Annotated in this window: 14 protein-coding genes; 1 reads left to right on the top strand and 13 read right to left on the bottom strand. The window is 56.9% G+C overall.

Features of this window, described 5'->3' with window-relative positions; genetic code table 11:
• Window positions 1–10 precede the first annotated feature (10 nt).
• The 13 genes from E4M07_RS26795 to E4M07_RS26735 all read right to left on the bottom strand — a co-directional run bounded on the left by E4M07_RS26795 (window position 11) and on the right by E4M07_RS26735 (window position 12,207).
• Complete coding sequence (locus E4M07_RS26795; protein ID WP_136661485.1) at window positions 11–427, bottom strand: type II toxin-antitoxin system VapC family toxin; 417 nt, start codon at window positions 425–427, stop codon at window positions 11–13.
• On the bottom strand, window positions 424–657 hold the full coding sequence (locus E4M07_RS26790) for an AbrB/MazE/SpoVT family DNA-binding domain-containing protein (RefSeq protein ID WP_136661484.1): 234 nt from the start codon (window positions 655–657) through the stop codon (window positions 424–426). Before E4M07_RS26790 ends, E4M07_RS26795 begins: the two co-directional genes overlap by 4 nt.
• 266 nt (window positions 658–923) lie before the next feature.
• Window positions 924–1,265, bottom strand: a complete 342-nt coding sequence (locus E4M07_RS29735; protein WP_246660633.1) for a DUF123 domain-containing protein — start codon at window positions 1,263–1,265, stop codon at window positions 924–926.
• Window positions 1,262–2,584: a plasmid replication protein RepC gene (gene repC / locus E4M07_RS26780; protein WP_136661483.1), complete on the bottom strand. Its 1,323-nt coding sequence runs from the start codon at window positions 2,582–2,584 to the stop codon at window positions 1,262–1,264. The genes E4M07_RS29735 and repC overlap by 4 nt, the downstream gene beginning before the upstream one ends.
• Window positions 2,585–2,810: 226 nt before the next feature.
• Window positions 2,811–3,836: a hypothetical protein gene (locus E4M07_RS26775; protein ID WP_136661482.1), complete on the bottom strand. Its 1,026-nt coding sequence runs from the start codon at window positions 3,834–3,836 to the stop codon at window positions 2,811–2,813.
• Window positions 3,833–5,191 carry an AAA family ATPase gene (locus E4M07_RS26770; protein WP_206057409.1) on the bottom strand — a complete coding sequence of 453 codons (1,359 nt, stop codon included), beginning with the start codon at window positions 5,189–5,191 and terminating at the stop codon, window positions 3,833–3,835. Before E4M07_RS26770 ends, E4M07_RS26775 begins: the two co-directional genes overlap by 4 nt.
• Window positions 5,192–6,118: 927 nt before the next feature.
• The gene (locus E4M07_RS26765) at window positions 6,119–6,775 is read right to left on the bottom strand and encodes an acyl-homoserine-lactone synthase (protein ID WP_136661481.1); all 657 of its coding nucleotides are present in this window, start codon (window positions 6,773–6,775) and stop codon (window positions 6,119–6,121) included.
• Between the two features lie 96 nt (window positions 6,776–6,871).
• Window positions 6,872–7,603: an autoinducer binding domain-containing protein gene (locus E4M07_RS29390; RefSeq protein ID WP_206057408.1), complete on the bottom strand. Its 732-nt coding sequence runs from the start codon at window positions 7,601–7,603 to the stop codon at window positions 6,872–6,874.
• A gap of 69 nt (window positions 7,604–7,672) precedes the next feature.
• A complete protein-coding gene (icmT, locus tag E4M07_RS26755; RefSeq protein ID WP_136661479.1) occupies window positions 7,673–8,023 on the bottom strand; it encodes an IcmT/TraK family protein in 351 nt (116 codons plus the stop codon).
• Window positions 8,020–9,258 carry a DotG/IcmE/VirB10 family protein gene (locus E4M07_RS26750; protein WP_136661478.1) on the bottom strand — a complete coding sequence of 413 codons (1,239 nt, stop codon included), beginning with the start codon at window positions 9,256–9,258 and terminating at the stop codon, window positions 8,020–8,022. The genes icmT and E4M07_RS26750 overlap by 4 nt, the downstream gene beginning before the upstream one ends.
• A complete protein-coding gene (locus tag E4M07_RS29385; protein WP_206057407.1) occupies window positions 9,255–10,418 on the bottom strand; it encodes a DotH/IcmK family type IV secretion protein in 1,164 nt (387 codons plus the stop codon). The genes E4M07_RS26750 and E4M07_RS29385 overlap by 4 nt, the downstream gene beginning before the upstream one ends.
• Entirely contained in the window at window positions 10,418–11,062 is a 645-nt protein-coding gene (locus tag E4M07_RS26740) for a type IVB secretion system apparatus protein IcmL/DotI (RefSeq protein WP_136661477.1), read from the bottom strand. Before E4M07_RS26740 ends, E4M07_RS29385 begins: the two co-directional genes overlap by 1 nt.
• A gap of 2 nt (window positions 11,063–11,064) precedes the next feature.
• A complete protein-coding gene (locus tag E4M07_RS26735; RefSeq protein ID WP_136661476.1) occupies window positions 11,065–12,207 on the bottom strand; it encodes a hypothetical protein in 1,143 nt (380 codons plus the stop codon).
• Window positions 12,208–12,474: 267 nt separating this feature from the next.
• On the opposite strand from E4M07_RS26735, the gene E4M07_RS26730 reads away from it, so the two are divergent.
• Complete coding sequence (locus tag E4M07_RS26730; RefSeq protein WP_136661475.1) at window positions 12,475–13,020, top strand: hypothetical protein; 546 nt, start codon at window positions 12,475–12,477, stop codon at window positions 13,018–13,020.
• The last annotated feature ends 2 nt before the right edge of the window (window positions 13,021–13,022 follow it).

Raw genomic sequence — 13,022 nt, 5'->3', positions numbered from 1 at the left:
GTTTGTCCCTCTAAGTCGGCTTTCTGTTTTCAGGCACAACAAGATCGACTGTGGGAAAGTAGGTCCGATATCGACCGGTATCTCGCGTTAAAAGCGGCAGTTCCAACACCGCGGCGTGGGCTCCGATAAAGAAATCCGGCAGGACGCCGGTTCGAACGCCGCCGGATTTCCGATATTTCCGAAACACTTTACCCGCCAGAAACAAGGCCGAGCTCGGAACAGGCTCATGCTTCAGGCCGGCCTCGTTTATGAACATATCCAGGTCCTCTTTCGCATCGTAACGAACAGACAATTCGGCATAGATAACATCGTTGATGATCAGAGAACCGTTCAGCGAAGCAGCCTCCAGCTGCGCGATTGACCACTCCGCGAATTGTGGGTCGTCAGTCACCAAATCGAGAAGAACATTGGTGTCGACAATGGTCACTTTTCACCTCGGGTCAGCGCCATGATCGCATCAGTGCTCAGGCCCTGCCCCGCGTGTCCTCGCAACTTCTGAAAACGCCTCGTCTTGCGCGTCTTACTCGCCAGCAGCAGCTCGATCCTGCCGTCGGCCGTTTGGCGAAAGCTGACTTGGCTGCCAGGCTTCAGGCCAAGCAGGTCACGGACCGCCTTCGGGATGGTGACCTGCCCCTTGGCAGTAACGGTTGTACTCATGACAGCACCTCGGTAAGGACTAGAATTTTAAAGGTATTACTTTGTTCCGGTTTTTTCAAGATTTCCAAGACCTCCTCGATCCTTAATTCATCCTCTATTTGCGGCCGAAGGTGGTTGAGATGCGCTGGCTAGCGCCGACGCGACCGGCTCCATGTCAGTCTGTCAAAGGCATCAGGAGATGGGACGTGCACCGGCGGCAGTCTGAACTGCCAAACCCATCGATCGCCGAATGAAACGCACCTGTCGCGGTGAGCAGATTGACCAATTCACACTCCGAAATGCCAGACGGCGCCAAAAGCTCCAATCTCTTGGGATGCCACGGTCAGCTGATCGACATGCCAGTGGATAGCCTTCTGCCTTGCAAAGTGGCGCTTGAGCCGACTTCGCAACCCGCCGGGCCCGCGCGCACTGCCGGCATAGACGTATAAACCATCCATTACGTGGATCGAACCGATTTTCGGCGCACAAAACGGGGCTGTCTTGTCGGATAAGATCGTCAGGAGATAGGCGCCAGGGCCGGCCGGATACTGTCCCGCCCTTTCCAACCCATACCAATGCAATGGGGTATCGGGCAGCAATCGTTGGATGGCAGACGGGTCCAGCCTCATGAATGGGATCCTTGTATCTGGCTCAGTCGCCCATAGAAGCTCCGTTCGAGATGGAGATCTCCCTCAAGCGCCTTGCCGACAATCCCGCGCAGATAGCCGCCGGCCGAGACCACCTCACCCTTTGCGTGCTTGTCGTAGATCAGCGCAATGGCCGCCGCGGCAACATAAGGGCCGAGTTTTTGCTGAGCCACGTTCCAGGCGTCCTCGGATACTCCGCAGGAAGGCCGTAACAATCCGGCGGCGCGATGTAGATCGTCCCAGTTTTTCACGTAACCACCGACCATGGCACGCGCCATATCTCCAAATTCCGGGCAGGCAGCCATCACGGTGGTCAATTCAACATCCGACGTTCGTTTGTTTTCATGGGTCGACCACTGGATATCATCCAAATCTGCACTATCGTTTTCAACCGATAGTGGCACTTCTTTCTCGTGAGGAGCAGATCGCGCGGCTTTGTTTTCAAAGCTATTACTTGTTACGGAATAAAGTTCGTTTGTAGTTTGTATATGAGGATCGGCTGCGAACCCCGTGGGGTTCATTTTTTGTGAAAAAGAAGCGTTTTGGGTTTGTGTATCAGAGGTGCGATCGGCCGGCCTGACATCGGATTCTTCGGGCCAACCGAACGCGGCCGTGAAGGCTTGTTCGACCTTTTCCTTCAGAGCCCCGAACCAATCAGCCAAGTCCATGAGCATGTGGGACGTCTCAGAGCGCCGGGGAAGCCGTTCCAACGCCAGTTCGAACTCGGCCTGCAGATCCCTCCACGGCCCCCTCAGGCAATTCTCAAGCGCCTTTTCGATCTTGGCGCGGATGACACGGCGCGAGATCGTGATGCTATTGCGCAAGGACTGGCATAACGCCCTCTCTTCGACCATTTCGGCATGTAGGGCCTCGAACTCGGCCGTGCGAGCGGCCAAAGGCGCAAGGTCAAGGCCGTAGGCCTCCAGGATGTTTCCCTCATCGTCCCGCTTGCCCCAGCGTTTGCCGTTCGGACTGTCGATGAAGGACATCACACCTGCCTCTGCCAGGCGCCTGAGATGTCGCTTCAGCGCCGGCAATGAAAACCCGCACTGTTCCATCAGATAGGCATTGGATGGCCATACAATCGGCCGCTGCCCTTCTTTCCAGTCCTGGGGTTGCGTTACGGCTGCCAGCGTGTCGATCAAAAGCATATCGGGTGCTTTGAGTCCGATCGCTGCCGCGACCTTCTTGACTGCAACAATGGCCTTTGATTTGGGTACAGATAACCGTTCGCCGACTTGTGCGTGCTGCTCAGCTACGACAAGACCCGGCGTTGGCTTGCGCCAACCGTGATGTGTCATGATAGGTTTTTGACCTCCTTCGCTGGAAAGAAGGCAAAAGAGTTTTGCTCACCGAATCGGTGTTTAAAGTTGACAACGATTCGCGGGGAGTGCTATCTAAGGCTTGCGTTTGAAATTAGATTAGCTCTCAGACCGCCGGTTTGGGGGCTTTTCTTTTGCCGTTAAATTACCGCATATTTTGTTCCTGTTTCTGACCTCGTTACGTCTGAAGGCGTTGCAGCGGTAGCTATCTCTCCGCCTCATCCTTCGATCTGTGTTTCTCCAAAAACTCCGCGAGCAGGTCCCCAAGGGATTCCAGTTCGCTTTGGCCCAGTTTCACGCCTGTGGTCTTGATCGATAGCTTTCCGCCGCCGGTCTCCACCGCCAGGTTGCGCGAGCCGACCTTGCGTATGACCTTCAGTTTCTTGGGCTTTGGTTTGGCACTTTTGCGCTCTGCTCCGGACTGTGTCGAAAGCTCGGCCAGCGCCTTCTGCAACTCACCAAAACTGAGCTCGTAGGCATTCTTGAACGCGTTCAAGATTTGGTGCTTAGACGCGTGAACTGCCCTGGCTCTGGATACGATGCTCTCGTGCACGCCGACCCGTTTGGCAAAGTCGACCGCCTTCACCTTTTCCGGTGAGGCATGACTCAGCTCTTCATACATCTCCCCGATCGACAGGAGACGTTCGAATGCGCTGAGATCCTCACGCTCATCATTTTCGCGAAACCGGAAAACGAGCATCTCAAAGGTGTCATCGGTGCCTGTCCGGCGTTTTTGTGATGCAAGGACAGCACGGACCGGACGCCCGAGACGCCGGGCTGCTTCCGTTCGCCGGCGCCCCGCCAAGAGAAGAAATTGAATGCGTTCAAGATTCAACGGATCTATCGGATCGGGCTGCCAGTCCGGGTCCTCCGGCCAAACAAGTACCGGCATTTCCTGTCCGTCATCCCGGATACTGTCGATGAACTCGAGGAACTCCCTCTGTTCCATCCAGTCACTCCGTCGGTCGGACCCAATCTTGTCTGTGACCACAGCCGGATCAATTTCCAGCACATGGTACCCTGCCAGGATGTCATAAGCGAGCTGCTGGCGCGCCTCGTCGAGCCCGGCCTGAGCCTGGGCCACTGCACCGGCCTTCCAGGCGCTTCCGGCGCCGGCAGTAGCACGTCGAAACTCCGGTGGAGTCGCTTCTTGCCTGTCGTCCACTTCGGTAACATCGGGTTTTGCCGGTGCCGCCGATTTTCGCACCAGGGAACGCTTAATACCTCTCATCGTAATGCGTCCTCTTCATCGTCATAGTAGAAATTCTCGATCCACGCATCCGCGTACCCGCGTTCACGGCCTGGCCAAAGCCGTGCGACGACCGCGTCGTTTACGGCATCGGCATTTTCAATGAACCTGTCGATGCCTTTTCGTTTGCCCGGCGTATCGGCCAGGAACTCATAAACGGACTGGTAAACGTCCGAGGCGTTGGAAATCGAGTCCGAGCGCAGGTAAAAGACCGGGAGCACTTCTGCCGGACAGTGTTCCAGCAGATTGGAAATCTGGTTGAGATCCTGATTGTTGGTCCGCTGTACGATTGTCGGAAGCAGCATGTTCGGACCTGATCCGATATCGATGCGCTCGTTGCGCAGGATGTGTTGCAGCATGCCGAGCAGTCCGTTCACGAAGGTCGACAATGTAGCAATGTCAAAGCCCTTCATCGTCTGAGGAATCACCAACGATGTCGACGCAACAACATTATTGAGCTGAAACAGGGTCAACGCTGGCTGATAGTCGATGATGATGCAGTCAAGCGTCTCCGTAAGCGCGGAAAACAACTTATCCCGATTAACCCGACCGTCCTGTAGGAGCTCATTGGGCGGCGTACGTGGCGGATGGGCATCGCGCCAACGCTCCAGCGAGTCACGAAGAAACCGGTAAAAGTTCTTTCCTTTCGGACGTTCGCTGACCAACCGGGCAATCTGGATTTCGCCCTCGGAGGTTTCCCCGTGAGCTGGCACAAGACGAATACCCGGCCAGGAAGTCTTCAGGAAGAAGCTGTCTAAGTCCTCTGGATCGTAGTCCGTGTATGGTTCGGTGTTAGATGCGAAAAGGCCAGCGAAATCGACCATCGTCGGTGTTTCTTCGGTCGGCATGGATGGAAGACCGGATCCACCGACAAAATACAAGGTCAGCGTACTTTGCGGATCGGCATCCATAACGCCGACACGCATGCCATGGTGAAGGCTCAGATATTGCGCGAAGTGGGCAGCCGTCAGTGACTTCGCTGTTCCGCCTTTTTGGCTTGCGAATGAGATGACCGGGAGCGGCTCGTCTGGCTTTCGCCACGCGAGGTAGTCATATGGGCGTTTTGCGGTGCCTGCAAGGAGGGCCCGCATGTGCATCAGTTCATCAATCGTGAATACCCGCTCCCGACCGACATACTGGCCTGTCGGGAAATCCTCGCTCTGTTTGGCGAACTTGTTGAGGTAGGGAACGCCCACATTCAGGAACCGCGCGCATTGCCGCATCGACCAGCTTCGGTGTATTCGCTGGCGAAGCGTTACTTCCTTGTTGACCGCGACCATTGTCTTGTCCAAGCCGCGTGACAGCTCGGTCAGGAATTGCTCAAGGTTGCCGCTCATGTTTTTTCCCGTAGTCGCGTGCTGCGAGTTAGAATCGATTCTCGCGCATAGTATAATGATTTGGAATAAAATGTGAACAGATCGTTGTGCTACGGCAATCCAGGCTAATTTTTTGGCCTATACCGATATCAAATGTGGGACAGATACCATTTCTCGAACACATTCAAGAAATGGGACCTCGAGTTCTATAACATGATTCTGAGGCCATACCGTCAGCCAGCTCGTCTTACGTGCAAGGACAGATGGCCGACAAAAGCAAAGCCGCGCAGCCCGCTCAAGACCACACCAGACCCGTTCGATAACGGTGTAGCCTCCCTAACCAAGAACTGTTTCCGCTTCAGGTTCGGGAGGCCGCGCGCATCGCTTAACGAGATGAACCCGCTCCTTGTGTATCGTCGATCACGGCGGCGGACGGTCATAAGATCAATTAGGACGCATTCCCAAAGACTCAATCGGTGATCTTGAACGCGTTCAAGAATCGACAGCTCAGGTCTCTCCACCAGTTGCCGTCTTTTCGGTTGCGGATTGCATTGCATTTGCTCGGCAATCAACCAACGGCCCCAAACGGGCATAGGGCAGGGCGCGACGGAGCCGTGCCAACAAAAAAACGCGACAGTCACAGACCTGACGCGCGTGAACAATACGGATTGCGATGATGAGAAGGATAAACGTCCACGCAACTAATGTAGAGCGCAAACCGGGCTATGAGAGGCCAAAACGGGCATCTACATACAGGACACCGAGGTCGCACTATGGCGTAACGCCATCACCGCGTTGTAGGAAACAGGTTGCCCCGTTCTTCTGCCATCCACAACGACCTCAGAGCAGGGCATCCACGTTTTCAATGAACAGTACGTCGACGATCTGGAGCGACTTCAGTGGAAGTCGACGCAGCCGATTCCCAGGGTCCTTGAATTTGAGGCCCGCTCAGGCCACCTCAATTGGTTTTTCTGGGAATTGCTTTTCAAGAACGGACCCATCAATCGATCCGGCTGTTGCGATTCGCGATCGAAGATTGTCGTTGATTTCAAAGAGGCCTACGTAGGTCATTACCCGTCCGAACTTTTTTCCCTTACCAAGGATTTCGGCAGGACAATCGGCCGCTCTGAACATGCGGACCGTTCTGGCGTCGAAGACCGACACGACGAATCGGATCCCGGCGAGTTGCGCCACCTCGACCATGCCGAGCAGCAATTCTGTCGTGACGCGGTTCGGCAGTGGTTTAGATGTCCCGTCGTCCGTGCGATGGGAAAGGTCCGGATTGACGGAGAATCTTGAGCTTTCCCATATGACGGGGCTTTCCACCGCAAGGCCGTCCTCGAGGAGCTCGCGGAAGACATCTCGCAGCATGTTGGGGCCGGTCGTTGGCATGAGTCTAACCGATCCCTGCACCTGTTTGCTGCTTTCATCGATTGACACCAGATACAATGGATCTTCCTTATCGAACCGGTCGATTTCCCGCCCGTTGTTGACCCGCGCGTCCCATTGCGGACGATCACTGAAGACCTGAGCCCGGATGCGGTGCATCTGATCGACAACGTCCGAATGCCGGCCGGCTTCATATCCATTGATAACGCGGATCATTTTCTTCTCCGATCGAACGAGTTGTTTCGGAGAAGATTTACGACCATGGCGCTTTTTTCGAAACCTGCCCTTTCAGGTGCAGTCACTCGACAATTGTCAGCAAACCACATTCCACTGCCTTCCCGACGGCCTGCGTCGTGTTGGTCGCGCCGAGTTTCGTGCGGGCGCGCCGCAGGTAGAGTTTAACGGTGTTTTCGGACAAGCCCATGAGGTGCCCATGAGGTCGGCAATTTGCCGGGTCTTGTAGCCATGCGTCGCCCATTTCAGACAGATGATCTGTTGCTTCGAAAGCGCAATGTCCTGCCTTTCGATGCGCTCGCTGCGAAGTGTCGTCATTTGAAGGCGCGTCGCGCGTTCCTGAAAGTCATGCGCAAGGTGTCGACGCGTCACTTGCCATTCCCGGTCGGGTTCGTCGCTGGTAAATGTCACGAGCGCACGGTCCGAGTGCAGGCCCCGGATCGGTATCGTCAAGCCATTTCGCCCAACGTCAAACGCACGGTCCTCGCCGAAGAAGTTGCGAATTTCCTTCGACGTGTCGCGTACATTTTGCCAGTCGATCGGCAGAATGCTCCGCAGCCCCTGTTTGATGGCGGGGTCAATGTTTGCAAATCTGCCTTGTTTATAGTGGGCAACCCATGCATCTGAACAGGTCACTGCAAGGCAGGGCGTTTGGTCTGTGACGTCGCGCAGATTAACGCCAAGGTAGGCAAGGTTCTTCAGGCCGTATTTCTCGATAATCTCCCTGAGCAACAACTCGATCCCGGTCCGCCTTTCCAGCGAATCAATTCGTGCAGTCATTTCATCCAGGTTCGCATCCCGATTGCTCATTTATTGCCCGCCCTTTGCAGATCGCTTCGCCCCCGTATCCGCCGTGAGAACAATGGTGTGGCGCCAGGTCTACTCGACCAGCTTGCTTCCTGCGCTCTTGTGTGCGCTATCCCTCAAAGCCTCTGCCCCGTAGTCCGCCATCGGACGCAGTCTTGTCGATGGAACTGCCGTCCTGATCGGGCCCGCGATCTTCGACCGGATAAGACGCACCACATTCTCGACTGTGTAGCTCATGTAATTGGCAAGACTCAGCAATGCAACGGATAGGAGCAAAAGGGCAAACGTCCACCAACGGATGTGGAATGCAAAGAGCACGATGAACACGATCAGGCGGGCGTCGAAGAAGGTGAGCAACGGCCTGCTCATGGTGTAGCGCCAGTGTACGGTCGAGCGGAAGATGTTGTAGCGCTCATCGCTCAATTGGGCTGTTCCACATTGCCGGTGAAGAGCACACCGATGATCTGCCGGGATTTCAGGCTGATGAGCGGGCCCCTGGGAGCGCTTGAAGCAAGTTCATCGGCCAGGCTGCCGCCAACCTCCGCAAGGCCTCCGTAAACGCCCTGCTCGAACGTGGCGGCCGGACTTGTGACGGTGACAGTGTCCGCGGCTCCGACGATCGTCGATCCGGGCCTGGAGAGAACCTCGCCAAGCCCCTGGACAAAGGCGGCCGCGAGCCGTGGCGCGTAGCGTTGAACATAGCGGCGCTCGATGTCCGATCGGACTGCAAGAGATTTCTGGCGCGGATCGACGGCATAGGCCGAGACCGGGACCTGGCTTGCGTCAGGCAGCACAGCGGTCTTGAATTCAATGAGCATATGCGTGTTGGCCCGGTTCGGTTCGAACCCGCCGATCAGGCGTGTGCCTTCGAGCGGGCCGCTGCGCAGTTCCGCGACAACGGGGCCGGGCGTATCACTGTCATTCGTGATGATCGTGGATGCCGGCACAACGTCGCCGGCGCGTATTGCCGGCGGCGTTCCACCTTGAAGGGTGCTGGTCGGCCGCGACGCGGTGCCGTCACCGGATCCTGTTGCTTCCGCAGGAGCATGGAGCTGCTGTTCGATGACCACGGTGACGGCCGACGCGCCCGGCTGCCAGGCGCCAAGAAGGGCCTGTTGCTGGCTTGCCATGATCTGCGCCAGCTGATTGATCCGGTTGTAGTCCGGGGCAGGGGGTGCGCTTGGCGGTGGTGCTGCCTGTTGACGGGGTTGAACGACGATTGTCTTTTGCGGCTCCGGCCGGGGCGTGTTTGCCGGGGGCAGGGGACGAAAGGCATTGACCTCGGTCGGCGCCGGTTTGTCGTCGATGTTTCTGAGCGGTTCATCGGCAGTCGCGATGAACGACCCGCCCACGCGTCGCGCTTCTTGCGCGCCTTCGATGTTCTGCCGGTCGAGGTTGTCCCGGTAGCGCTGCGATGTCTCCAGCTGTTGACCCGCCGGCGTGTCGTCAATGTTCGGTGTCCTGGCAAATCGGCTGAAACCGAAGGACTCCGGATCCTTGCAGACCTCATAGGCGACAGCCCCGCCGACAACCACAATGGCGGCAATTGCTATGTTCCTGAAGGACAGCAGCCCTCTCGAATTCCTGCGCGAGACGGATCCGGCCTCACCTGAGGAGGCGTCGGGGCCTTTGTTTTGTCTGTCATTGGTCTCGCTCATTGCTCGATCCTCACTTTGGACACCTGGCCGTTCACGGAAATCAGTGCCACCGATGTTGGCCGGATCTTGTAGGCCTTGACCTGGCCTGCTCCGGTAAGGACCTTTATCGCGGGAGGTGAAATGATCGTGTGCTCGGAACGAAGGTAGATGGCGCCGCCATATCTCCATGCCTGGACCGCGCGATCATCGGTTTTGAGCCTGATTGCGTCACCCGGAATATCCGCCGCAGTCGCAAACGCCATCATGACGTTGTCGGAAGCCCGGGGCGTGGATTTTGCTGAAGGATCGCCGATCGGATCGCGTTTGGCATTCGGGCCCAAACCGTCGACGATGAAGTCACGACGGTAGTGTGTGTTCAGGCTGTTCGTACGGACATCGAATACCAATGGTCGGTCCTCGCCGACCAGCGAGACGACGATGTTGGAAAAGCCATGCGGCACAAGCGGCGTCACCGCCAGTTGGTTGGAACCCTCCTGCATGGCGTAGGTCTGAAAGGATCGCGGTTTGCCGATGACATAGGAGGCGATCGGCCAGGCTGCACCGGTTCTGTCATAGAATGCCATCACACTGACGGTATCAGGGCCTGTCAAAAGGATCTCCGGATCCTGGGCCGAGGCAAGCGAAATGCGTTTCGCATCATTTATCGCGTTGGGGAACTGGCCGGACGGTGGCGTCGCCGCGGCTTTCTGGTTCTCATCGACACGCCGCCGAAAGTCCCTGATCATTTCCGGGGACATCGGAAACTGGCTCTGGATGGCCGCGCCATACGCGGTGATTTCCTCCGGGGTCAGCGGTTTGTCCAGCTCATCCAGGCTTTTCAGAAGATCCCGGGCGCCGACGATCGGAAAATCGCCAGCCGCCGTCTGATTGGCCGGCTGCTGAGCCTGCCGGCGCTGATTGATCTCGTTCCGGGTGAGCGGTTCGCCGGCGCCTGTGTTCCGGTCTGCAAGCGGCAACTGATTTTCACCGGTCTGCACCGTTACGGTCGCGGACGGCAAAGTCGCAACCGGCCGGTCCGCCGGGCGGGGCAGGGGCCTTTCTACTTCAGTGGGTGGCGGAACGGTCTCGTTTCCCTGCGCGTCACGGATCACTGTCTGCCCGCAGACACCGCTCGGAATGATCATGGCCGCCATTATCGGGACCAGGTGTTTGACTGCCATCACGCACCTCCGGGAGCGGCAATGAATCTCGAGATCGCCATCGCGTAGGGCGACTCATAGGTCTGCAGGCGTTCGATATTGACGGTCAGGAGAAAGTTCTGGCCCGTAACTTCCGAAGCGCTCTGGTAGGTAACGCGGATCGGCATTTGCACGACCCATTCATAAACGCCGCGGGCATTGATGCCTTCGCGAACGATGACCGCGTTGTTGGCCACGGCGGTCGTGTTCAACCGTTTCGCCTGAACCAGTTCGAGCATTTGACTTTTGTGCACCGCATCGACGAATTCGTTCCAGCCATCCGGCTTGGTGAAGAATTGCAAGGCGTTGTTGAAATCGGCCCGGTAGTTGGCAAAGTCGTATGTGAAAGAGGTCGTGACGGCTTTGACTGCGAAATTCGTGACTTCGGCCGCTGATTGATGTGGTTTGTCCAACGGCACCAAAGGCAAAAGCTGTCCCTGTGTCGTTGTCGCAAAATACCGGGGCTCCGGACGGCTCGTCGCGAGACAGGCAACGGCAACGCCCAGGACGAGCGTTGCGAGTCCGAGAAATGTACAGGCCCTGAGCAGGACCCTGTTCGAGGCTTCGAAGGTCCGGGCATTGCGCAGGATAGATTCCAGGGCGGCCGAGTGCTCATTATCGCTCATGGTCAGAAGCTCTCGGCGATCTGGAGTATGTTTTGCGGCAGGTTCGCTAGCGAAAACGTTGCTCCCTTGGCATCCTTGTAAAGGAAGAACGGAACGCTCCCGATGCCGTTGCGCCGCATCCACGCAACATTGTCACCGACCGATTGAACAACGTCCCTGTCGGCCGTTCTGGCATCCATTTGCGTGACAGCCGGAGTTCCTCTGCTCTTCGATGTCATGTGGTTCATAAACGTGCCGGCAACATCCTTGCTGTGCAGGATTGACAACGTGGTTCTGAGCGCGGGCGGCCCCGTGATGGGAGCCGGAATGATCCGCAGATCAATTTGTCCGCCAAGGATCAGCGAATGCATGGAATCAATTGACCATTGGCAGTGCGGACAGTCCGGATCTGCCAGCATGTAGATCACCGGCGCACCGGATTGTGGTGTTGCCGCCTGGAACCACATGCGTTCGGAGGTTGCTTCCTCAAGCAACTTATTCAAACCGGCCTGGATTTCAGGGCTTGGGATATCGACGGCCGTTACCGCTGCAGGACCCGCCGCGGCGTCTGGACCTTCATTCTGTGAGGTGACATCGGCATTTGGGTCGATGGAGACCCGATCTGCCGACTCGTTCGACACTGGATTGACATTCTGTAGGGATGTGGAACGTGAAGTGGGTGTATCAGTCGTTGTTACTGTCGCCTTCGGAGTGGTGTCCAACTGCCTCAGTCCATTTGAGACGAACGTTTGCGGTTCGCTGTCTAGGGGAAAGGAGAGCTTGGGACGACCTGGTTGATCCGGAGGCGACGTCGAAACAGCCTGCGGCGCAAAACGCGGAACCGCGGCCAAGAGAGCGCCCGAGATGTCTTCCCCTTGAGGCCCGAGAACTTTCCCTATGATGGTCAGGCCGTCTTCTGTCGTCAGCGCAAGGACCGGGTCACCGTTTTTGCCCATCATCGCCCAGGCCTGCATCGTCCCGATCTTTATCAGCGGCCGCGGCGCCGGATGGCTTGCCGCAATCGGGCCTGGTTCGCAGCTGGTTTGGCCCTGGCAGAGCACGGTCTCGTCATTGTGTATGGCTTCTTGCGCAAAGGTTGGCGCGGAGAACGACAGCAAGGCGGCCGCGGCAAGCATTGCCCATTCGGGGTTCTTGTGGTTGTTCATCACGCTTCATTCCTCCGCGGTGTCGATACATGTAGGCCGGCATCAGGATGCGCTGTGGTGCCCGCGTCTAGTCTTAACGCCAGAAAACGCATTTATTTAATGCTATATAATGCATTACATAACGCCGGATATTGCATTGCAATATTCAACTCCTTAGCGTATCTCTCAACGAACCGTAAACCTTGTATTGAACAAAAGTCTGGAAAACCGATGCGGAAAACTGGGCTCGTTGACATCGCGACCGGCAGCTCTCTCAACGGATTTCGCATGCCTGGCGAAACGGCTCCCCACGCGAGCGTCTTGCTGAGCAGTCCGCCGCCCGGCTCGGGTGACTTTTACTCCGGCATCGCCAGGATTGTGGCGGCTCTGACGGTGTTCACGGTTGTTGGCTTTGGATGTATCTACGCATTCAATAAACCGGATCCGGCTTCCTGTGCAGGTGCCGGCACCGATTCAATGGCGAGCGAGATCAACCGGCTGCGCAGCGACGTTGCTTATCTGCTCCAGCAGGAACAGGCGCTTCGCGCCGAAATCCGGTTGCTGACACAATCCGGAGGGGTTCTGCCCCGGTTGATCGACCGGATCAAACGCCACAGGGCTGTAAACGCCTCTCATGCAAATGCCATCCATCAACTGTTCTCTTCCAGCAACCTCACTGGCAATCCTGTCCCTGGCTCCGCAGACGGACCTTCGCCATTTGCTGTGGATCGACCGCAGCGTGTGCAGGTCACACCGGTCAATGCCAAACCTCAAACGGATAGGTCAGAAAACACACCACTGACAGCTGGACACCAACAATCCGATGGCGGCTAAGG

It is taken from the genome of Nitratireductor sp. XY-223 (assembly GCF_004959855.1).
GTDB lineage: Bacteria > Pseudomonadota > Alphaproteobacteria > Rhizobiales > Rhizobiaceae > Hoeflea_A.
The sequence above is the reverse complement of the archived record's forward strand: the minus strand, read 5'-3'. Positions and strand labels throughout refer to the sequence as shown.

Bases quoted from the DNA above. Each gene is read 5' to 3' on its own strand.
- E4M07_RS26790 (WP_136661484.1), bottom strand. From the start codon at position 657: ATGAGTACAACCGTTACTGCCAAGGGGCAGGTCACCATCCCGAAGGCG.
- E4M07_RS29735 (WP_246660633.1), bottom strand. From the start codon at position 1,265: ATGAGGCTGGACCCGTCTGCCATCCAACGATTGCTGCCCGATACCCCA.
- repC (WP_136661483.1), bottom strand. From the start codon at position 2,584: ATGACACATCACGGTTGGCGCAAGCCAACGCCGGGTCTTGTCGTAGCT.
- E4M07_RS26775 (WP_136661482.1), bottom strand. From the start codon at position 3,836: ATGAGAGGTATTAAGCGTTCCCTGGTGCGAAAATCGGCGGCACCGGCA.
- E4M07_RS26770 (WP_206057409.1), bottom strand. From the start codon at position 5,191: ATGAGCGGCAACCTTGAGCAATTCCTGACCGAGCTGTCACGCGGCTTG.
- E4M07_RS26765 (WP_136661481.1), bottom strand. From the start codon at position 6,775: ATGATCCGCGTTATCAATGGATATGAAGCCGGCCGGCATTCGGACGTT.
- E4M07_RS29390 (WP_206057408.1), bottom strand. From the start codon at position 7,603: ATGAGCAATCGGGATGCGAACCTGGATGAAATGACTGCACGAATTGAT.
- E4M07_RS26750 (WP_136661478.1), bottom strand. From the start codon at position 9,258: ATGAGCGAGACCAATGACAGACAAAACAAAGGCCCCGACGCCTCCTCA.
- E4M07_RS29385 (WP_206057407.1), bottom strand. From the start codon at position 10,418: ATGGCAGTCAAACACCTGGTCCCGATAATGGCGGCCATGATCATTCCG.
- E4M07_RS26740 (WP_136661477.1), bottom strand. From the start codon at position 11,062: ATGAGCGATAATGAGCACTCGGCCGCCCTGGAATCTATCCTGCGCAAT.
- E4M07_RS26735 (WP_136661476.1), bottom strand. From the start codon at position 12,207: ATGAACAACCACAAGAACCCCGAATGGGCAATGCTTGCCGCGGCCGCC.
- E4M07_RS26730 (WP_136661475.1), top strand. From the start codon at position 12,475: ATGCCTGGCGAAACGGCTCCCCACGCGAGCGTCTTGCTGAGCAGTCCG.